The sequence below is a fragment of the Bartonella sp. AA56HLJMS genome (assembly GCF_042197145.1).
Classification (GTDB): Bacteria; Pseudomonadota; Alphaproteobacteria; order Rhizobiales; family Rhizobiaceae; genus Bartonella.
In genome coordinates, this window is record NZ_JBHIRL010000003.1 from 69,926 (window position 1) to 90,970 (window position 21,045).

Annotated in this window: 16 protein-coding genes; 12 read left to right on the forward strand and 4 right to left on the reverse strand. The window is 40.5% G+C overall.

Annotated features, from left to right (window positions below; translation table 11 throughout):
- Window positions 1–232 precede the first annotated feature (232 nt).
- Window positions 233–1,144: an RNA polymerase factor sigma-32 gene (locus tag ACFINI_RS02845; RefSeq protein ID WP_375613183.1), complete on the forward strand. Its 912-nt coding sequence runs from the start codon at window positions 233–235 to the stop codon at window positions 1,142–1,144.
- Between the two features lie 306 nt (window positions 1,145–1,450).
- On the opposite strand, the gene ACFINI_RS02850 is transcribed toward ACFINI_RS02845, so the two are convergent.
- On the reverse strand, window positions 1,451–3,013 hold the full coding sequence (locus ACFINI_RS02850; protein ID WP_375645592.1) for a M48 family metalloprotease: 1,563 nt from the start codon (window positions 3,011–3,013) through the stop codon (window positions 1,451–1,453).
- A 147-nt stretch (window positions 3,014–3,160) separates the two neighbouring features.
- On the opposite strand from ACFINI_RS02850, the gene ACFINI_RS02855 reads away from it, so the two are divergent.
- From ACFINI_RS02855 to rimJ, 4 genes are all read left to right on the forward strand, one after another.
- Window positions 3,161–3,796, forward strand: coding sequence for a thiamine diphosphokinase (locus ACFINI_RS02855; protein ID WP_375645597.1), 636 nt, complete (start codon window positions 3,161–3,163; stop codon window positions 3,794–3,796).
- 100 nt (window positions 3,797–3,896) lie between these two features.
- Complete coding sequence (locus ACFINI_RS02860) at window positions 3,897–4,283, forward strand: hypothetical protein (protein WP_375645601.1); 387 nt, start codon at window positions 3,897–3,899, stop codon at window positions 4,281–4,283.
- On the forward strand, window positions 4,283–6,145 hold the full coding sequence (locus ACFINI_RS02865) for an ABC-F family ATP-binding cassette domain-containing protein (RefSeq protein WP_375645730.1): 1,863 nt from the start codon (window positions 4,283–4,285) through the stop codon (window positions 6,143–6,145). Before ACFINI_RS02860 ends, ACFINI_RS02865 begins: the two co-directional genes overlap by 1 nt.
- Window positions 6,146–6,716: 571 nt before the next feature.
- Complete coding sequence (gene rimJ, locus ACFINI_RS02870; protein ID WP_375645605.1) at window positions 6,717–7,280, forward strand: ribosomal protein S5-alanine N-acetyltransferase; 564 nt, start codon at window positions 6,717–6,719, stop codon at window positions 7,278–7,280.
- 532 nt (window positions 7,281–7,812) lie between these two features.
- Here the strand turns inward: rimJ and ACFINI_RS02875 are convergent.
- The gene (locus ACFINI_RS02875; protein WP_005774567.1) at window positions 7,813–8,073 is read right to left on the reverse strand and encodes a DUF2312 domain-containing protein; all 261 of its coding nucleotides are present in this window, start codon (window positions 8,071–8,073) and stop codon (window positions 7,813–7,815) included.
- A 264-nt stretch (window positions 8,074–8,337) separates the two neighbouring features.
- Between ACFINI_RS02875 and ACFINI_RS02880 the strand changes: the two genes are divergently transcribed.
- On the forward strand, window positions 8,338–8,826 hold the full coding sequence (locus ACFINI_RS02880; protein ID WP_273790491.1) for a DUF1036 domain-containing protein: 489 nt from the start codon (window positions 8,338–8,340) through the stop codon (window positions 8,824–8,826).
- Window positions 8,823–10,259, forward strand: coding sequence for a pyruvate kinase (gene pyk / locus ACFINI_RS02885; RefSeq protein WP_375645609.1), 1,437 nt, complete (start codon window positions 8,823–8,825; stop codon window positions 10,257–10,259). The genes ACFINI_RS02880 and pyk overlap by 4 nt, the downstream gene beginning before the upstream one ends.
- Before the next feature lie 1,492 nt (window positions 10,260–11,751).
- Here pyk and ACFINI_RS02890 read toward each other — a convergent pair.
- Window positions 11,752–12,141: a cell division protein ZapA gene (locus ACFINI_RS02890; protein WP_375629691.1), complete on the reverse strand. Its 390-nt coding sequence runs from the start codon at window positions 12,139–12,141 to the stop codon at window positions 11,752–11,754.
- A 12-nt stretch (window positions 12,142–12,153) separates the two neighbouring features.
- On the reverse strand, window positions 12,154–12,429 hold the full coding sequence (locus tag ACFINI_RS02895) for a DUF4164 domain-containing protein (protein WP_005774573.1): 276 nt from the start codon (window positions 12,427–12,429) through the stop codon (window positions 12,154–12,156).
- A 334-nt stretch (window positions 12,430–12,763) separates the two neighbouring features.
- Between ACFINI_RS02895 and tkt the strand changes: the two genes are divergently transcribed.
- The 5 genes from tkt to ACFINI_RS02920 all read left to right on the forward strand — a co-directional run bounded on the left by tkt (window position 12,764) and on the right by ACFINI_RS02920 (window position 20,823).
- Window positions 12,764–14,770, forward strand: a complete 2,007-nt coding sequence (tkt, locus tag ACFINI_RS02900) for a transketolase (protein WP_375640601.1) — start codon at window positions 12,764–12,766, stop codon at window positions 14,768–14,770.
- 203 nt (window positions 14,771–14,973) lie between these two features.
- A complete protein-coding gene (gene gap, locus ACFINI_RS02905) occupies window positions 14,974–15,981 on the forward strand; it encodes a type I glyceraldehyde-3-phosphate dehydrogenase (protein WP_375645614.1) in 1,008 nt (335 codons plus the stop codon).
- 515 nt (window positions 15,982–16,496) lie between these two features.
- Window positions 16,497–17,690, forward strand: a complete 1,194-nt coding sequence (locus ACFINI_RS02910; RefSeq protein WP_375621050.1) for a phosphoglycerate kinase — start codon at window positions 16,497–16,499, stop codon at window positions 17,688–17,690.
- A gap of 106 nt (window positions 17,691–17,796) precedes the next feature.
- On the forward strand, window positions 17,797–18,828 hold the full coding sequence (locus tag ACFINI_RS02915; RefSeq protein WP_375621004.1) for a class I fructose-bisphosphate aldolase: 1,032 nt from the start codon (window positions 17,797–17,799) through the stop codon (window positions 18,826–18,828).
- Window positions 18,829–20,472: 1,644 nt separating this feature from the next.
- Window positions 20,473–20,823 carry a hypothetical protein gene (locus tag ACFINI_RS02920; RefSeq protein WP_375645619.1) on the forward strand — a complete coding sequence of 117 codons (351 nt, stop codon included), beginning with the start codon at window positions 20,473–20,475 and terminating at the stop codon, window positions 20,821–20,823.
- Window positions 20,824–21,045: the final 222 nt, after the last annotated feature.

Genomic DNA, 21,045 nt, shown 5'->3' on the forward strand with positions numbered 1-21,045 from the left:
TTTTTTCAAATATTTCATAGGCTAAAAGGCATATTGTAAAGGCATTTTGCAGGTGAAATTGTGTCTTATGTCAAGAAGTTTTACCATGACAGTAAAAAAAACAATTGCGATTATAAAATTACACGTTAAAGTAGTGGTCACAGAAGTTAACAACTTTTGCGTTCTTTTTAAGCGAAGAACAATGATGTCGTTGCCAAATCAATTTTGATAATTTTAATCGCAAGGGGTTATTATGGGTAATCTTTCAAATGCTGTTTATAAAAGCAGCAAAAATTATAGCGATGCAGACAAAAGCTTAGGACGTAATATGATGCGTTCTGCTATGCAAGCACCTTATCTTGAACGACAAAAAGAGCATGATTTGGCTCTGCGGTGGAAAGACAAACGTGATGATGATGCCATGCATCAAATTGCAGCGGCTCATATGCGTTTAGTGATTGCTATTGCTAATCGCTTTAAACGTTTCAAAATGCCATTGGGGGATTTGGTACAAGAAGGGTATGTGGGACTATTGGAAGCAGCTGCACGTTTTGAACCTGATCGGGAAGTGCGTTTTTCAACATATGCAACGTGGTGGATACGCGCTTCTATTCAAGATTATATTTTGCGAAATTGGTCAATCGTTCGAGGGGGAACGAGTTCTTCGCAAAAAGCACTTTTCTTTAATCTTCGGCGTTTGCGTGCAAAACTGATACAAGATGATAGTGCTTTGTCAAAACAGGATATTTTTCGCACAATCGCTGAAAAACTCGGTGTTTCCGTGCGCGATGTTGAAACGATGGATTTTCGTTTTTCCAGTTCTGATAATTCCTTGAGTGTTTCTGTTTCTGAGAACAGTGATAATCCCATTGCTAAGATGGATGTTTTGGTGGATGATAGTCCTCTTCCTGATGCTTTAATTGAGCAAGTCATTGATGGTCAACGGCGTACACAATGGCTTTACGATGCGTTGCAAATTCTCAACGAACGGGAGTTGGAAATTATTCGCTTTCGCCGCTTAAATGAAGAGGGGGCGACTCTCGAAGTTTTAGGTGAAAAGTTAGGAATCTCGAAAGAGCGCGTGCGTCAAATTGAAGCTAGGGCTTTGCAAAAATTGCGTTCTGCTCTCCTTACGATTCATTCAGAAGATGCTTACGATATATAAGCAGTGAAAGGCTTTTTGGGGGGGAAGAGAATATATTAAGTGGGGGCATATGAGAATATGATAAAGTCAGTTTTAGGGGATGTTCATATTTGTTTAGGAATATGCCTCCTTGGGAGCGCTACTGATAAACAGAGGAAGATAGGGGGCTGTTAGTTGGAGGAAATATATATATATCAAACGGAGGACTATAAAGGCATGATGAAGTTGGATTTTAAAGTGTTCCTCTTTATTTTCGAATATGCTTTAAGGGGGAGGGCGTGATACAGGCAGAAAAGAATCAAAACTGTAACGGATGAGAAGAAAGGCTTATTCTGTAATAATTTTCACTTTTGTACCTGCGGGTAAAGTTTGCGTTGGTGAGAGGGCGTTGAGGATGCGAAAGAGTTTTTCTTTATATGGTGTGTATTGCATTTTATCTGCAAGATTGGCAACGGTTTCTCCTTGTTTAACACGGACAACACGGATTTTTAAGGGCCGCAATTTTTTTAACTGTGAAGATGAAAGAGAATGAAAGCTTTGTAGCGTTTTTTGGGCAACCTCTGCAAAATTTCGAGAATTATATGGAGCGGCCGTCAAAAAACGAAAGATGTGGTTGTTGAATGGAATGACAACCACATCAAATTGCCATTGATCATTGGTAGCATGGGCCCGCGCTCCAAGTAAACTTTGGCTTTGAAAACCTTGACTTGTAAGTCCTTGAATTGTGATGGGGCGGATAGATGATTGATCTAGACCCATAATCCAGCCGCTTTTCAAATAATCACTCGCAGATATTTCAGCAGGATGTGGAATAGCATCAAAACGAATCGCAATTTTATCTGGTCCACTGGCCCAAACAGTGTGTGCTGAATGTTCTATTGTAAAATTGTTTGGAACAGAAAAAGCTATGCGCAATTGTGGGTGAATAAATTGGTTGCCTCGTACAAAACCTGTATAAAAGCCTCCTCCAAAAATTATGCCATCAATGCTTTTGAGAAAAGAATCATGATCGGATATTTTACTATTCCCTTTACTGATTTTACGCGCTTTTTCTATCGCAAGCCGAATGCGTTGAGGGGTAGTTGGGTGGGAGGCTAAAAAATCTAGAGAGGCATTTTGGGTGCCAGAAATATTACGAAAAGCACTATAGGCTTCCATTGTTTGAAGAAAGCGCGGTGAAGCAAAAGGATCATATCCTGATTGTTGGAGCATTTCGAGCGCAAGGGAGTCAGCTTCCAGCTCTTGATTGCGGGAAAATTGCGCGAGTTGTTGCTTGTTTTGCATAGGGTTATGAAGTTTTTTGCCAATAGAAGAAAGAAGACGTGAAGACATGTGATTGGTCATCTTTAATTGGGCTTCTTTTTGCAGGCGTAAAATGCCATGATTGGCTCTGATATGTGCTATCTCATGGGCTAAAATGGCTGCAACTTCTGAAGAATCATTGGCTAATGCCAGCATACCACGAGTGATGTAGATCGAGCCGTTGGGGAGCGCAAAAGCATTGATAGTTTCTGAGTTTAAAATTGTTACAGAATAGTTTTGATGAGAACTATGGGATGCAACTGCTAGTTTACGGACAATCTTTGCTAAAAGGTGTTCAAGTTTTGCATCATGATAAGCGCCACCATACATTTGCAAAATACGTGGGTGTTGCAGAGCGCTTAATGTGACATAGATATTGTGGTTGTTGGTACGTTTGATCGTTTTAGAAGAAGTGGAAGAAAGCCTATCATTTTGAGAAAAGGGTGTATGACAAGCTGAAAGGAGAAACGTTAAACTTATGAGAGTGGCTTTATACAGGCAAGAGCGAAAAAGAAAATTGCGGTGAAAAATGGGGTGCGTTGGACCATGGTGCACATTATTTCTGCGGAGTAATTTGGCAAATTGCATTTGTATCTTTGTATCGTATGTTTCTTTAAGAAAGGCATTAAGAATAAGGATTCGTTTGGCTATATCACGCTTTTTGTTTATAAAAAATGACTCTCACTTATAAAAAGATGCACTGTAAAGAAAATTTTGTGAAAGGCAAAGTATGGCATGACAACATTTACGATATTATTAAATGGGGATGTTCATATCACTGATCGTTTGCTTAATCAAATTCAAAACAGTCGGGTAATTGCTGCTGATGGTGGTATGCGTCATGCGGCAGCGCTTAATGTGACGCCTGAGTTGTGGTTAGGGGACTTTGATTCATCAGATGAGAACTTAATCCGTCAATATAGTCATGTTCCGCGTGAAGTTTTTCCCTCTGATAAAGATATGACAGATAGTGCTCTGGCATGTGAAAGAGCGCTGCAAAATGGCGCTAAAAAGCTTATTTTGTGCGGTGCTTTGGGAGGGGAGCGAAGTGATCATAGCCTTTCTCATGTGACGCAAGCGTTGATGATGGCTGAAAGGGGTATTTCAGTGTTGTTGACAAGCGGTTCGGAAGAAGGTTGGCCGGTTTTGTCAAAACCCTGTTCGTATGATTTGCCTAAGGGATGTTTGTTTAGTATTATCGGCTTTTCTGATTTAAAAAGCTTAACTCTTAAAGGGGTAAAATGGCCAATTTGTGACAAAAATGTGTCATTTGGCTCTTCTTTAACACTTTCTAACCGTATTTGTGGAACCTTTTCTTGCCATTTAGGTTCTGGAAAAGCTATATTGTTAGCGTCTGTATCTATTCCATAAAGCTCTTCCAATATATTCTGAATAAGGCAGGGGGGGGCCTAGTGATGAAGTGCCGACATAAACGATATATGTATTGATCTTGAGAAGGAAAGGTTTTGATATGTTAAAATCAATTTTTAGAGTGGCCGTTGTTTCAGCCATTGGTTTCAGTTCAGTCGCTTGTACTACAAACGATGAACGCGTTGCACGTTACGGCGTAGGAGGAGCAGCGATCGGTGCTTTGGCTGGAACTGCTATTGGTGGAAGTACGCCTGGAGCAGCACTTACCGGTGCAGCATTTGGTGCTTTGGCTGGAACAGTAACAGGTGCAGCTGCAAATCAAAGAAAACAACAAAGACAGGTATCACAATTGTGCACGTATCGTGGTCGTAGAGGGCATGTTTACCAAGCACCTTGTGGACAGAGAGTTCCTGTACGGCAATTGTGTGCTTACCGTGATGCAAGAGGGGTGATGTATAAAGCACCTTGTCCGCGCCGCGTTCGTTAATGGCGGTGCCGCTTTTGCGGCTTGACCGCATTTTCTTAAATTTTGGAAAAACGCCTTTGCTCAATCAAGCTTCTTTATCGGTTGAGCAGGGGGCGCGTATTGCGTTGGTTGGCCGTAATGGTTGTGGAAAGTCGACCTTATTAAAAATTGCCGCAGGAATATTAGAACCTCATGGTGGCGAAATTTTTCGCCACCCGCGAGTAACGCTCCGTTATGTCTCACAAAATCCGGATTGTTCAGGATTTGAAGATATTAATGCTTATATGGAAGCGGGGCTGGACGATACATCTGATGTTCAGTGGATTAATACGCTTCGCACAAATTTAGGGTTTTCTGGGGCGGAAAAATTGGAAACGCTTTCGGGAGGTGAAAAGCGGCGTGTTTCATTGTTACGGGCCATTGCTGCAAAGCCCGATATTTTGTTCTTAGATGAACCAACCAATCATCTTGATTTACCAACTATTGAATGGTTGGAAGCTGTTTTGGCTTCTTTGCGTTCAGCAATTGTGGTGATTTCCCATGATCGGCGATTTTTAGAAAATGTTACGCGGTCAACGGTATGGCTTGATCGTGGTACAACCAAAAGACTGGAAAAGCGTTTTTCTGAGTTTGAAAATTGGCGTGATAAAGCACTGGAAGAAGAAGCCATCGAACAGCATAAATTGGGGCGCCAAATTGCTCGTGAAGAGCAATGGTTGCGTTATGGCGTGAGCGCACGGCGTAAGCGTAATGTACGGCGCTTGGGCGAATTAAAAGACTTAAGACAGCGTCATCAAACCTATAAAGGGCAGCCGGGAAATGCACTTTTGACAGCAGCGAAAAGTCATGATTCTGGGCAATTGGTGCTTGAAGCAAAGAAAATTTCAAAATCCTATGGTGATCGCATTATCGTGAAAGATTTCTCTTTGCGCATTCAGCGGGGTGATCGAATCGGTTTGGTAGGACCCAATGGTATCGGAAAGACAACGCTCCTTTCTGCATTAATTGGTCAAGAAGCCGTGGATAGTGGGACGGTGAGGCATGGCTATAACCTCTCCATGGCATTGCTTGATCAGCAACGTATTTTAAATGAAGAAGAAACTTTAGCGCATTATTTAACAGGAGGAAGAGGTGATACTCTTGTGATCAATGGGCTGGAGCGGCATGTGGTTTCTTATATGAAAGACTTTTTATTTTCACCTGAACAAGCACGCACTCCCCTTAAAGAATTTTCTGGGGGAGAAAGAGCACGCCTCATGCTTGCACGCCTTCTTTCGCGTCCTGCAAACTTTTTGATTCTTGATGAACCCACCAATGATTTGGATATGGAAACTTTGGATTTGTTGCAAGAATTTATTGCTGATTTTGCGGGAACTGTATTGTTGGTCAGCCATGACAGAGACTTTTTAGATCGTACTGTAACGCATATGTTGGCACCTCAAGGTGATGGTCATTGGGTTTTGTATGCGGGCGGCTATAGTGATATGATGGCGCAAAACCAGCATGCTCTTCGCTTACAACGCAAAAGAACAGAATTATCGCAACGTAAAGCACCTTCAAAATCTCATACGGGAGAGCTTTCAAAACAGGATACATCAATAGATCATAGCTTGATAGGGCGAGAGAAAAAAACACGAAGTAAATTGTCTTATAAGCAGGTTTATGCATTGGAAAAATTGCCTGAAGAAATTGCTGTTTTACAGGACGAAATCAAAAAAATTGAGCAAGAACTCTCTGATCCAGCCCTTTATCGCAGTGATAAAGAGCGTTTTGAGCGTTTATCAACAACGTTGGAAAAAAAGAAAAATACTTGCACACAAAAAGAAGAAGAATGGTTAGAACTTGAAATTTTACGCGAAGAAATGGAAGCGTGTTCACGGTAATGTTTCAGATATTAATATCTAAGCATTTTAATTCGTATTGCATCATCGCTTTTCTTTAATTTGTTACAAGAGTTTGTCGCTGATTTAGCGGGAACAGTGTTGTTGACGAGTTATGGCAGAGACTTTTTAGATTGCACTGTAACATATAGCACTTCAAGGCGATGGTCATTGGGATTTGTATGCGGGGGCTAGTGATATGGTAGCGCAAAACAAGCATGCTCTGAGCTTAAAAGGCAAAGAAACAAAACTATCTTTGCCGTAAGTTTTTTCAAAATTTCGTATATGGAAGTACGCCAATTCCCTTGCATACTTTGCCAGTCCCCAATGTTGCTACAGCGCCCCTTGGAACTTGAGAGCATTCATAAGAAATATTCCCCTGTCTTTACCTTATGCTTTAAGCATACCACCCCCACTTATGACGGAAAAGCAAAAGATCCTCATTGATTCTAACGTAAGAAGTGTTGTGATGAGAAAAGCTTACTGTATTCGACATTATGATTTGAGTTTAAAAATGATGATTTGTTAAGATAAATCAACGTGTTATTGTAACATTGTCTAGGAGGAGGAAATGATGGCAATTAAAACAAAGCGAACAATTTCCACATTGATCAGTTTAGAAGATGCAGCTGAACTGTCTTCTTATTTCCTCCGTAATGCGAATCATCTGCGTCCTTTTGAACCTGTTAGATCTGATGGTTACCACAGCCTAACAGCTTGGGAAACACGAGCCAATGCATTTGCTTATGAAAGCGCACAGGGACAAGCATACCGATATGCTGTACGATTAAAAAATGAAAACACAGTCATCGGTGTTGTGAATTTTACAAATGTGGTTCGGGGTGTTTTTCAAGCCTGTCATCTTGGTTTTTCTCTTGATGAAAAACAACAAGGCAAAGGTCTCATGTTTGAGAGTTTATCGGCTCTAATACGCCATATCTTTCATGTTTATCATCTACATAGAGTGATGGCAAATTATAGACCTGAGAACATAAAAAGCGAACGTTTATTAAAACGCCTTCATTTTGAAAAAGAAGGCTATGCCAAAGACTATTTGATGATTTCTGGAAAATGGAAAGATCACATTCTAACCTCTCGAATCAATGATCTTTATGAGTCCGTTAATAGATTCGAATAAAGTTTTGTTAAGGGTCTTTTTATCAAATGTGTAAATATGCTGAATTTTTCCCTATCCTAAAAGACTAAGATCTTTAACCACCTCTTCTTTTGTAAACAGTTCAGATTCTCGTTTAGCGGATTTCAACTGCTGACTATTTTTATATGTTTCTTTTCGTAGATAAGAAATTGATTTATCATCATAACTCATTTTTTTAATTTGAAGAGAGTCCTCAATATCGGAAGACTTTCTCACTTCAAATTTATTGATGTTTAATCATAAAAAACACCTCTCTTGCACATCACAAACTGAGTTGGCATAGGTTGGCATACAAGTGAGGGTTTATGTGGATAAAAATTATTGAAGAACAAGAATAAAAATTCTCTGTATAAATCCTTTTAAATGTGAGGGCTGTTGCAATATTATGTATTCTGTGACCGATAGTCTCGTTACAAGTTACACAAACGGCTTATTGTTTGGGTGAAATTTTTATACATTCATTTGTTTTTTGTATTTTCTTTTCTTAAGAAAATTTCCAATGTTATCAATGGCTTTAATTCATACCAAGCGCATTTTTATATAGCTCAATGATTGCTTCTTCTTCCATTCGTTCATGTTCTTCTTTTTTACGCAGCCGTATAATGCTTCGAACAGCTTTACTATCAAAACCAGAGCCTTTAAGTTCAGTGTAAACGTCTTTAATATCATCAGAAATGGTTTTTTTCTCTTCTTCTAGTCGTTCAATACGTTCGATAAAAGAGCGTAATTGGTTTACGGATATAGCGTGTGTTTGATCGGTTACTGTATCGTTCATTGTATTTTTCTCCAAGTTATATATTTTAAGTTGTTTTTCGACGACGAATTTATGTTAAAAAAGCTTGAAAACAAAAAGTAAATCAAGCTACACAGCTTTTTTACAAATTGACTTTAAATATTTTGTAAAATTTTTAAGATATATGCATTGATAAAAGGGCTATAAAAAGAAAAATATAAAAATATACGTTTTAGATTTGAAAAGCTTTAAAAAAAAAGAAATGTGTAATTTGTTTTGAGAATTTGGCATTATAGAGGAAGTTTTGTGATTTTAAAAAAGCGATATTGGGTGTTTCAGAAAGGATTAAAAGTTTTTCTCTTGAGCATTTTGCTCTTGTTTCCCCTTGTTGTTTTTGCAAAAGCTGACTTTAGAGTTTGTAATACAACCCAACAGTCTGTAGGGGTTGCTCTTGGATATCGTACATTTTCAGGGTGGGTGAGCGAAGGCTGGTGGACGGTACCAGTGACGGAATGTAAAACTTTAATTGAGGGGCCTCTTGCTTCACGGTTTTATTATTTTTATGCGGAAGGGGCACAAAAAAAAGGGAACTGGGCAGGCTCTGTGACCATGTGTGTACAAGATAGCCAATTTACCATTCAAGGGGTTCATGATTGTTTCCCTCGAGGATATCAAAAGGCTGAATTTAAAGAGATCGATACCGGAAATCAAACCAGTTGGATGGTACAGTTGACGGATGAGTCTTTGTTAAACAATTCAGTTATACCTTCTCTTTCAGGAAATTCTCCACCGTGAAACGTGCACGTAAAGTAAAAATTATTGCAACTCTTGGTCCTTCTTCTTTTTCTCGTTTGATGATTGAGAAGCTTTTTAGGGCAGGGGCAGACGTTTTTCGTCTTAATATGAGCCATACTGATCGTGATATGCTGGGTGATTTGGTCAAGTCTATACGAGAAGTTGAAAAAACAGTTCGACGCCCCATAGGTATTTTGGTGGATCTTCAGGGGCCAAAACTGCGTGTGGGACGTTTTGCTAAGGGTCAAGAAGATTTGCGTGTTGGGCAAAGCTTTACGTTAGATAATCGCGATGTTCTTGGTGATGCACAGCGTGTTTTTTTCCCTCATGAGGATGTATTTTCGGCTGTTAAACCAGGGGATCGGTTGTTGATTGATGATGGAAGGGTGGAACTGCGTGCGCAAGTTTGTGATGATCACTTTGTACAGTGTCGCGTGGTTGCTGGTACCCGTATTTCTGATCGAAAGGGTGTCAGTTTTCCCGATACAATTTTGCCTTTTGATTCGATGACGTCAAAAGATAAGGAGGATCTTCAGGCTCTTTTACAGCAGCCTGTTGATTGGGTTGCTCTTTCTTTTATTCAACGTCCAGAAGATATTATGGCGGTGCGTCAGTTGACGAAAAGCAAAGTGTCTTTGATGGCTAAAATCGAAAAGCCTCAAGCCTTGGAGCATATAGAGAAAATTATTGAGGTATCCGATGGTATTATGATTGCACGGGGTGATCTTGGAGTGGAAATGCCCTTGGAAAAGGTCCCTGCACTTCAGATGGAGCTCATAAAAGCTTGTCGTTTAGCAGGAAAGCCTGTTGTGGTGGCAACACAGATGCTTGAATCAATGATTACATCTCCTGTTCCGACACGCGCAGAAGTGTCGGATGTTGCTACAGCAGTTTATGCAGGAACAGATGCGGTGATGTTGTCTGCTGAATCTGCTTCTGGTCGCTATCCTGAAGAAGCTGTGCTTATGATGGACCGAATCGCGCGGCAAATCGAACAAGATCATACTTATGCCGCTCAGGTTGGGGCACAACATCCAGCACCAGAATCAACAGGAACGGATGCGATTTCTCTTGCTGCGCGTCAGATTGCTGAAACACTTGCACTATCCGCTATCGTTGCCTATACGGCTTCAGGAACAACGGGGGTGCGCGCCTCTCGTGAACGCCCTAATAGACCCATTATTGCTTTATCGCCCATTGTGGAAACAGCACGGCGTTTGGCTCTCGTTTGGGGGCTTCATTGTGTGGTGAGCGAAGATGCTCGCAATTTAGAAGATATGGTTGATCGAGCAGCAGCTATTGCATTTCAGGAAGGCTTTTGCAAAGGGGGAGATCGCTTCCTTGTGACAGCTGGTGTTCCCCTTGGAACGCCTGGTGCGACAAATCTCTTGCGTATTGCTTCTGTCTCCCAAGATGGAACGAAAGGGATTTGAGCCGTTTGCGCATGGTGTTTTTTCATGCGCCTTTGAACAGGCTTTAAAAACAACGGGTGTGCGCCTCTTGTGAATGCCTCCATAGACCCATTATTCTTTTATCTTCTATCGTAAGATAGAAAGGTATTGCGTTAGGTTGTCCAGTTTGGGGATGGGAGCAGATGCGGTGATATTGGTCTGTTGATTTTGTTTTAGTTCTGAGGAAGCTGCTTTTACGGTAGGGCATTTAATGGGAGCCCCCCTTTTATTTCATTGAGACAGATTGGGGATGCTTTATTGATGTTTATACGAGCGAGATGTTTATTGATAATTGAGAGTTCATTCTTTCGCTTTTTGGATAAGAGCCTTGAAATTTTTCCCATTTTAAACTTTTGCAAACAGAATTGAATAAAATTAAAATTATGTGCCTAAAAAATCGTACTGGTATGTTATGAGAAAAAGTGATGGGTGAATGTGTTTTTAAAATATGCCTTGTCGAATCATTTACAACATATTGATTTATAATGATAATTTATCGTTATTAAACTTGAATTAGAACCCCGAATTCCGTAAGATTCTCTTAAATTTATTTATGTTTTGTTAATCATAACTCTTTGCTTGTACGTCATAAGCGGGTGGGTTTTATGGGAAAAAGCTGTACAAGAAAGGCGTCCCTCTTATGAATCGTTTTACGAGCCAAGGGGGCTATCGCAATACTGAGGGCTGACTATAATGATGATGCCGACTTGCTCTTTCTTTTATTAAGCTTGGAGATTTTGAGGGGTGGGGAGAGAGGTATGGATGAATTGTTTGTTTGTTATAAGGATAAAAATAGCGGTAGAGGATGTTTTCAAGAGCTATTATTGTTGTTTATGATGTTTGAGGTTGTATGAGATTAACATACTCTTCGGGTTTGACTTTTTTCCTGCTCTAAAGGATGAAAATACTAAAGTTCACGCTGGTTTATAAATGATACGGTTCTTTTCGGTGGGTTTCATCGGATGGATATCTCAGGTGCAAAGACTCCATGGTGCTTATAGTATCAAATAGCGGTGTTTTACGGTATAATAGATAAGGTTATTTTTTTAATATATATTGAATCTGCTTAATATTATCTAAGGGGCAAGGATTTTTGGGCATGCATTCATAGGGAACATGAATATAGCTCTTTTTTTCGAAGGGTGCTTTATTTGTTTGTTGCTGTTGTCATTTATATGATTTTTTTACAATGATGTTGATTTTGTTATCTTATTGCGCGGTTAAAAGACATCTCATTTGAAATGTGGTGATATAAGGCAGTCTCCTTGATATAGGAAGCGTTTGTGCGGAGGTGAAATATTCAGGGTAGGGCTTTCTTGTTGAGGTTTAAGTTAATCCCATAAGTCGTGAGTAGCTGGAATCCTTCCTATAAGAAACCAGACTGTTTACAGACTGGTGTGGGTTTAAGAATTTTTATCCTGTGAGATGTGGCGGACAAGTCAAATCTCTGGTTTATTACGCGCTGATGTAATTTTTAGAAATCTTCCTGTTCCTGTTCTTGTTCTTGAAGGTTTGTGCAGTTTTGATCATCTTTGAGCAATTGGTTGGTGAGATTTTCAATGCGTTGTGTGGTGTCACGCATAATTTTCCCCATGGTACGGTCTCTTTCGTTGTGGAGTCGTAAAAGAGTATTGTAGTCTTCTTGTAATTTTTTATTTTCTCGTTTTATTTCTTCCATTTCATCAATAATCATTATGCCAGCCATAACCGATAAACGATGGTCGCCAATTTCACCAAAATTGTTCTTTAAATGTGTGATATATTGATCCAATTGAGCAGCAAGCGCAATAAGACGACGTTCTTGTCCTTTGTCACAAGCCATGCGATAAACTTTACCATCAATGGTAACGGAAACAGTTTCCATACATTCAAACCTTTATCTATCAATGACAACACGAATTGTTTCCATTGCTTTAATAAGACGTTTGGAAACTTCTTTGTTTACGGACTCTAAGCGTTCAATTTGGGCTTCAGCTTTGTCAAGCGCTTGGGCAAGATGGCTGCGGTCAGCATTCATTCGTTGGATTTCTTCTTCCCATTCGTTATTTTTATCAATAACGGCATTGCGGTTTATTATGGTGATCTCTAAAGTTCTAAGTGCCTTTTCTAGGTGCTCTAAAGCATCTTGTAGAACTGTAGTCTCTTGGTTCATTGCTTTTATCCTTTGGGTAATTGTATCCTTTATCAATGTGTTATGCAAAAACGAATCACTTTCACTCTTGTATTGTGTGCATTTTATTTTTAAGTATGTAGGATATTTTAGCAAGCAAAGCAGGGGATAGATATAAATTAAAAGCTGGATTTTTTGCGCGTATTGGCATAAATGACATGGATATACAGAACGCGTGAGGGGAATGTTATTAATATTATTGAAGTGGTGGCAAAAAGTCTCACGCTAATGGTTAGAAAATAGTATTTCTTGAGAATTTTAAGAGAATACGGAAAAAGCAACAGAATAACGTATTTAACGAAATGGTCGATTATTCATGACAAACACCCACCAACAGAATCAGATGGCCAATGCTATCCGTTTTCTTGCTATTGATGCGATTGAAAAAGCAAATTCTGGTCATCCGGGCTTGCCAATGGGAGCAGCCGATATTGCTACGGTTCTTTATACAAGATTCCTTGCTCATGACCCCAAAAAACCTCGCTGGCCTAACCGTGATCGTTTTGTGTTATCAGCAGGACATGGGTCTATGTTGCTTTATGCTCTCTTGTATCTTTCTGGTTATGAAGATATTGGCATTGAAGATCTCAAAAATTTTCGCCAATTAGGAGCAAAGCTTGCTGGGCATCCAGAATATGGGCATGTGGCAGGAATCGAAACAACGACTGGTCCTCTCGGACAAGGATTGGCTAATGCCGTGGGGATGGCTCTTGGAGAGCGTTTGCAAAATGCCCGTTTTGGTGATCTTATCAACCATTACACTTATGCGTTGGTGGGCGATGGATGCCTTATGGAAGGGATATCTCAAGAAGCACTTTCCCTTGCCGGTCATTTGAAACTCAATAAGCTTATTGTGTTGTGGGACGATAATAATATTTCTATCGATGGAGAGATTTCCCTTGCTGACAGTACAGATCAGATTGCGCGTTTTAAGGCATCTGGTTGGGAGACACATAAAGTCAATGGGCATGATCAAGCAGCAATTGCGCGAGCTATTGAGGCGGCACAAAATTCCGATAAACCAACTTTGATCGCTTGTAAAACAACAATTGGCTTTGGAGCACCCAATAAAGCGGGTACCAATAAAATTCATGGAGCCCCTTTGGGCGCACGAGAAATCACTGAAACCCGTATCGCGTTAGGGTGGGATGCTGAGCCTTTCGTTATTCCAGCCGATATTCTCGATAATTGGCGCTTGGCTAGTCTCAATGCTGCTAAAAAACGCCAAAAATGGGAAGAAAAATTTGCTGATCTTCCTGTCTCAGAGCGTGTGGAGTTTGAAAGATTGATGCGGGGCGATCTCGTGGGCGGATTTGATGGCGCTATTGATACTTATAAACAGAAATTGGTTGAAGAGCGCCCCGTTGTTGCTACGCGTAAAGCTTCGGAAATGGCTCTTGAAGTGATCAATGAGGTCGTTGTTGAGACTATTGGTGGTTCGGCTGATTTAACCGGATCTAATAATACAAAAAGCAGCCAGATGAAAAGTATCTCTGCTGAAGATTTTTCAGGGCGCTATCTGCATTATGGAATTCGCGAACATGCAATGGGAGCTGTGATGAATGGTCTTGCCCTTTATGGCGGCTTTATTCCTTATGGGGGAACCTTTTTATGCTTTTCTGACTATATGCGTCCTGCTATGCGTTTGTCTTCTCTCATGGGGTTGCGGGTGATTTATGTCATGACTCATGATTCTATTGGTCTTGGTGAAGATGGTCCGACCCATCAACCCGTAGAGCATTTGGCTTGCCTGCGTGCAATGCCTAATCATTTTGTGTTCCGTCCTGCCGATGCTATGGAGACAGTTGAGTGTTGGCAATTGGCTTTGAAAGCATGCGGGACGCCTTCTACCTTGGCTTTAAGTCGACAAAATCTACCGCTTTTGCGTCAAGAGTATGAAGAAGAAAATCTCTGTATGCTTGGTGCTTATGAATTCCTAACAGCTAGCGATGATGCACAAGTGACGCTGTTTGCTTCTGGTTCAGAATTGCAAATTGCAGTGGAGGCACATGCGGTGTTAGAAGAAAAAGGCATCCCAACGCGTGTGGTTTCTGTGCCTTGTTTTGAACTTTTTTCTCAACAATCTCTCTCCTATCAGCGTGCTCTCATTGGAGATGCACCGATTAAAATTGCCATTGAAGCTGCTGTCGCCCAAGGATGGGATCGTTTTATTGGCTGTGATGGTGTGTTTATTGGTATGGAGGGCTTTGGGGCAAGTGGAACAATTGATGCCCTTTATGCGCATTTTGGTATTACTTGGGAAAATGTCGTTGCCACCGTTGAAAAAGAGCTGGAAAAGATCAAAGAGGAAAAGACAAAGTGACAGCTTGTGTTGTCATGAATGGGGTGATTGTAGGGCATCATATTCTGTGCAGTGCTGTGGATGATCTTGTGCATTATTGTGGATAAGTGAGTGAGTGATCAAGATATTGACATTGTGGGAATTAATGATTTTGGATTGGTGAAATACCCATTTATTGTGTTTTAAATGTTGTGCTTTTAAAAATTGATGAGGAAACATGTGAAATGACAGTTCGTGTTGCAATTAATGGGTTTGGTCGTATTGGTCGCAATATTTTACGTGCACTTGTGGAAAGTGGACGACAAGATGTTGAAGTGGTTGCAATTAATGATTTGGGATCGGTGGAAACAAATGCCCATTTATTACGCTATGATTCAGTTCATGGGCGTTTTCCTGGTATCGTTAAGGTGGTAGGGGATGCTATTGATGTGGGAGGTGGTTTAATAAAGGTATGCGCAGAGCGTGATCCTGCTCAATTGCCTTGGAAAGATTTGGATATCGATATTGCTTTGGAATGTACGGGCATTTTTACTGCGCGTGATAAAGCAAGTGCTCATTTAGATGCGGGGGCAAAGCGTGTTCTTATTTCTGCGCCTTCTGAAGGAGCAGATTTTACGGTCGTCTATGGGGTTAATCATCAATCTTTAAGCAGCGAGCATCGCGTTGTTTCAAATGCTTCTTGTACAACCAATTGTTTGGCGCCTGTTGCACAAGTTTTACACAACACGGTGGGCATTGAAAAGGGCTTTATGACAACAATCCATTCTTATACGGGTGATCAACCTGTATTGGATACAATGCATCGGGACCTTTATCGTGCACGTGCGGCAGCTCTTTCTATGATTCCTACCTCAACAGGAGCGGCAAAAGCTGTGGGATTGGTCTTGCCAGAATTAAAGGGATTGCTTGATGGTGTATCGATTCGTGTTCCGACCCCTAATGTTTCTGTGGTTGATTTGACATTTATCGCTAAGCGTTCCACAACAATCGAAGAAATTAATACAGCTATTGCTACTGCTGCACAAGGGCATCTGAAGGGCGTGTTGGACACGACAGAAGAAAAGCTTGTGAGTTGTGATTTTAATCATAATCCTCATTCAGCTATTTTCCACAATGATCAAACCAAAGTGATTGATGGTAAGCTCTGTCGCGTTCTGGTTTGGTATGATAATGAATGGGGCTTTTCTAACCGTATGAGTGATACGGCTGTGGCTTTTGCTCAGACAATATAAGAGGACCTCAGGGTCCTCTTTTTATAGGGAAAAGTCTCATTTTTGTGCAATTTTGAGAAAAACAGTTGGAGGCTGTTGTTCTCATGCGCTAGAGAGAAGAGGCTATTGAAAAATTGATGATGTGTTTTGTTTTAATACTGTGTCAATACGTGCTTTTAAAAGATGCATGAAAGAGTAAACTTTGAAAAAGTAAGATCTGAACGAGATACCTTTTGAGAAAACGTTAGAAAACAGGAGATGTAAACTCTTTTTCCTAGAAGTAAAAGGAAGCTTTAATAGAGATCAAGTTGAGCCAATGCATTTGTTTGCCACAATGGAATATGAAGATTAAGAGCAATGGTGGGCTTTTGTACATTTGACGATAAAAGCTTTGGATTTTTATTAAGCAAAGGGTGAGAGATAGGCTGTCGTGGATCTCTTGTAAAAGCAAAGAGGGGGATAAGTGGAAAGAAAAGTGGGCAGGGTTGTTGGATGCGTTTTTATTTGAAACAATGGAAAGTGAAGAGGAAGCAGTGATGGGGTTTCGTACACTTGATGATGTTGATGTTTTGGGTAAACGTGTTCTGGTGCGCGTAGATTTTAATGTTCCTATGGCGCAAGGTAAGGTATGCGATGAGACGCGTCTTGTACGACATAAAGAGACACTCGTTGAGCTGCAAAAGCGTGGTGCTAAACTTATTCTGCTTTCTCATTGTGGTCGCCCCAAAGGAAAGGTAGAGCAAGAGTTTTCACTCCGTCCTGTTGTGCAAGTGCTGGAAAAGATCATTAATCAGCCGGTTGCTTTTGCTCCGGACTGTATCGGTTCGGCGGTGCAGGTTGCAGTTGAGTCATTACAAAATGGTGGTGTTTTACTGCTTGAAAATGTTCGTTTTTATGCTGGTGAAGAAAAGAATGATTGTTCTTTTGCAGAAGCTTTGGCTCATAATGGAGATCTCTATGTCAATGATGCTTTTTCAGTTTCTCATCGTGCCCATGCTTCGGTGGAGGGAATAACGCATTTGTTGCCTTCTTATGCAGGACGGTCTTTGCAAGGTGAATTGCAGGCATTAGAAAAAGGACTTGGCAATCCAGCACGTCCTGTGGTTGCTCTTGTGGGAGGAGCAAAGGTTTCTAGTAAGCTTTTTGTGCTCAATCATTTGGTGGAAAAAGTTGACTCCTTAATTATTGGTGGGGGGATGGCTAATAGTTTTTTAGCTGCGCAAGGTATCCATGTAGGGAAATCACTGTGTGAACATGCATTGATGGAAACGATAAAAAAAATCATTAAAAAAGCGCAAGAGTGTCACTGTACGCTTCTGCTCCCTCAGGATGCTGTTGTGGGATTTCGTTTTGAAAAAGATGCACCGCATCGTCTTTATGACATTGAAGATATTCCACAAGATGGCATGATATTGGATATTGGGACGCGCTCTATTGCGCATATCAATACTGCGATAGATGAAGCTGCTACTCTTGTGTGGAATGGACCCCTTGGTGTTTTTGAGATGCCTCCCTTTGATAAGGGAACCATTGCCGTTGCACGCCATGCAGCAGAACGTAGTTTGACGGGAAATTTGGTTTCAATTGCGGGAGGGGGCGATACGGTTTTTGCCCTTAATCATGCCGGTGTTGCCAATGATTTTACTTATCTCTCAACTGCTGGAGGAGCTTTTTTGGAATGGATGGAAGGTAAGGTTCTTCCTGGTATTCTTGCTCTTATGCAGGCTTAAAGGGCTTCTTTGAAGGGAAGGTTAAAGAAAAGCTATACAATCGTGTAGAGTGTTTTGATAGTGTTGCGCACTTTTAGAAATTAAGACAAAATAAGAGGAATTTTTTATGAATGAACGGCTTGAAGATATTGCACTTGCTTTGGTGCATGCGGGTAAAGGTATTTTGGCGGCAGATGAAAGTACGGCGACCATTGGAAAGCGTTTTGAAAGCATTGGTGTTGAATCCAATGAAGATAAGCGCCGTGCTTATCGTGAAATGCTTTTTAGTACAAAAGAAGCGATGGAAAACGCCATCTCTGGGGTTATTTTATTTGATGAAACCATTCGGCAAAAAGCATCAATTGGGAAAATGTTGACGGATCTTATTCGGGATTCAGGCGCTTTGCCAGGGATTAAAGTTGATACCGGTGCAAAACCCTTGGCTGCTTTTCCCCAAGAAACAATTACCGAAGGGTTGGATGGTCTTCGTGAGCGGCTAAAAGATTATTATGCTTTGGGAGCACGTTTTGCTAAATGGCGGGCGGTAATTGCTATTGATGAACACACTTTGCCAACAAGAGGCGCCATAAGACAAAATGCACAAGCTCTTGCACGCTATGCTGCCTTATGTCAGGAGTTCAATATTGTGCCCATTGTTGAGCCGGAAGTGTTGATGGATGGATCATCGTGTGGGCATTCAATTACACGCTGCTTTGAGGTGACACGCACTGTTTTGCAGGCTGTCTTTAAAGAATTGTTTGAAGCTCGTGTTCTTTTGGAGGGGATGATTTTAAAACCCAATATGGTGATTGATGGAAAGGATGCTCGCAAGGCTTCTGTTGAAGAAGTTGCTGAAAAGACTGTCCAGGTGCTTAAACAGACTGTTCCTGCCGCTGTTCCCGGAATTGCTTTTCTTTCTGGAGGACAGTCTGATCAGGAAGCAACGGCGCATTTATCTGCTATGAATTCTTTGGGCGCATTGCCTTGGAAATTGACCTTTTCCTATGGACGCGCATTGCAAGCAGCTGCCTTAAAAGCATGGGCTGGAAAAGATGAGAATATTGCTGTTGCACAGAAGGCATTTAGTCATCGGGCTCGGATGAACCATCTTGCGGCTTTGGGACAATGGACAAAAGAACAAGAAAAAGCGTGCGATTGAAGCACAAGCTCTGTTCTTAAATGCGGAGAGATTTTTCATATTTCTGCGTGATTTTTTGGGTGCCCTCATCATGATAAAAATGGCGGGGGCATTTTAGGCTTAAAAGCTTTCTCAGAGAGTTTTTTCCTTGGACCTTTTAAAAGTCTTTAATGGGTGCTATCGAGAGATAAGATTGCGGGAGAGGTGCAATTTCGAGAAGGGGAGATAATGCTAGGAAATTTGTGAATGCACAGCACTTTAGTATGGTGTCGTTCATGAGGTGGTACTTACTTTTTGAGTGAAAATCATAAAGCTCATACTGTATTGAAGAGTTTGATATTGTGATATTTTTTCTTTTTCATGTTATCATTACTTGTCATCAGCAGAATTCATTTGATTGCAGTTTTAAAGGTGGATTAAGCGGGTAGATTAGAGAGTTGCGATTTCTGAGCGGATTGGAATACAGCTTATGAAGCTTTTCTGCATCAGGGTAGCTTCTTCTTCAATGGGGGTAGACTTTCTATTGGCGAACGAATTGAATAACTCTTGCGAAAGAAAATAGATTTGCCCCTCAATAAAACACCTATTTTTTGATGATATAATTAAAGATAACTAACTTCATAGCATCTTGGCTTAAAACGGGAGGAGTTGTGGACGCTATATCTTCTAAGAATACAAGCATCAAAAGAAAAAATCGATACGCAGAATAGAGCTTTTCTGCAATTATGATGCGAAAATTGTGCAATATGGTGCGTGGGGTATTCGAAGGGATCTTTACAGTATTTACTTTCACAATTTTTCTTATCCTGTTCAGCATACGTGGACCGGTTCATGCCGTACTAAGCTTCTTTGCAGGTGCGAGTGGAATAACGTGCTTTTTATTTTTTTTCGGATATCTTATAGAACGCCGCGAAGCAACAGCAGGATGAAGCCGGTATATCGCTCACATTACTCTTAACAATTCTTGAAGGCATTTTTTCTATTTGCTCCCTGTATGCTGCGTGGGGTTACGACGCTCTCTTATTCCGTTTAGCACCTCCTGGGTATGTTCTTATTCTCCCTGAATAAATAGGGTGCAATTCGTTTGCATACAAATCAAAATGAGAGGCTGTCTGCCTCTCAAATTCTTAATAATCGCTCTCCAAAATCATAACATCAAACTCGCGTTTAATAAATGGGCTAACAAGCCTTGGTCTTTAAGCTCAAGGCAACCCTTTACAAGTTGCGCCTAACGGCATCCTTGACCTTAAGACACCAAAACGGCTTATGAACAAACTCTCTTATTAAGCCACATCATCTTTTATTCTTCTCATGTGGTTCTGAAATCATGATATAAGGGGAAAGCTTCTCATCGTACCTAAATTGTACTTTATCGTGTGTTAAATGGAAAAATGAGAAAAAGCATCTTTATGCAATATAATCCAATTATAATTTTTTGATTTAAGCATAAAAGACTTAAAGTCTTCTACAAGACTGATACGATAAAAAGGGGAAAATCGCCTATATTGAGCAACTAAGGCGTATTTTAGGTGCTCTTGATATAGTTACCAAATGGTTTTGAAGACTTATCCTTTTCGCTCTATTTATTAAAAGGTTATTTTGAGGGGGCTTGGTTAATGAATGTAAAGGAAAATTAGCACGTAATATTTCGCTTTGCTGGTATAGATGCTGAATGAGTTAATTATCGAGAGGATCACTGAAGAGGGAGCGCTAAAAAATGGTGAAAATCCTCCGTACTTCGGTGAATTCGTGGTTGAAGATATAATCGTAAAACTTGGCTTATCTGTTCCTGAAACAGCTGAATGGTTTGAAATGGTTAGGGTGTCAGTTCTGCATATGCTTGGCTCGCTATACAAAAAAAATTATGATTTAGTGCAAGCTTTAAAACATAAATACCCTAAAGATATATCCTCTTTGTACATGTTCGTATCATCGTTAAAATGCTTTCTTAAAGCACGACAGAGGGGGTGCTATAAAATTGAGAGCTGTAAAATATATTGGGCTTGGAGGGGGTGAGAAGATGGTGTTCAATCGAAGTACTCTATCCTTATTTTTATGGGCTATGCCTGAAAGAGAGAGCTGGAGAGACAATTTATGAGCAAAGAGAACGGTGTTTTGAGGTTGCGGTGTCTGCAAGAGCAGAACAGTGGTCGTGGTGATATTTACAAACAATAAATTTGATAAAATTTTACAATTTTGCCAAAAGCCGGTTTATTATAAAAGCTGTTGCTCATGTGC

Coding starts and splice junctions, on each gene's coding strand:
- ACFINI_RS02890 (WP_375629691.1), bottom strand. CDS start 12,141: ATGGAAACTGTTTCCGTTACCATTGATGGTAAAGTTTATCGCATGGCT.
- tkt (WP_375640601.1), top strand. CDS start 12,764: ATGACAAACACCCACCAACAGAATCAGATGGCCAATGCTATCCGTTTT.
- ACFINI_RS02895 (WP_005774573.1), bottom strand. CDS start 12,429: ATGAACCAAGAGACTACAGTTCTACAAGATGCTTTAGAGCACCTAGAA.
- ACFINI_RS02920 (WP_375645619.1), top strand. CDS start 20,473: ATGCTGAATGAGTTAATTATCGAGAGGATCACTGAAGAGGGAGCGCTA.
- ACFINI_RS02910 (WP_375621050.1), top strand. CDS start 16,497: ATGGGGTTTCGTACACTTGATGATGTTGATGTTTTGGGTAAACGTGTT.
- ACFINI_RS02850 (WP_375645592.1), bottom strand. CDS start 3,013: ATGCAATTTGCCAAATTACTCCGCAGAAATAATGTGCACCATGGTCCA.
- ACFINI_RS02875 (WP_005774567.1), bottom strand. CDS start 8,073: ATGAACGATACAGTAACCGATCAAACACACGCTATATCCGTAAACCAA.
- rimJ (WP_375645605.1), top strand. CDS start 6,717: ATGGCAATTAAAACAAAGCGAACAATTTCCACATTGATCAGTTTAGAA.
- ACFINI_RS02860 (WP_375645601.1), top strand. CDS start 3,897: ATGTTAAAATCAATTTTTAGAGTGGCCGTTGTTTCAGCCATTGGTTTC.
- ACFINI_RS02845 (WP_375613183.1), top strand. CDS start 233: ATGGGTAATCTTTCAAATGCTGTTTATAAAAGCAGCAAAAATTATAGC.
- ACFINI_RS02865 (WP_375645730.1), top strand. CDS start 4,283: ATGGCGGTGCCGCTTTTGCGGCTTGACCGCATTTTCTTAAATTTTGGA.
- ACFINI_RS02915 (WP_375621004.1), top strand. CDS start 17,797: ATGAATGAACGGCTTGAAGATATTGCACTTGCTTTGGTGCATGCGGGT.
- ACFINI_RS02855 (WP_375645597.1), top strand. CDS start 3,161: ATGACAACATTTACGATATTATTAAATGGGGATGTTCATATCACTGAT.
- gap (WP_375645614.1), top strand. CDS start 14,974: ATGACAGTTCGTGTTGCAATTAATGGGTTTGGTCGTATTGGTCGCAAT.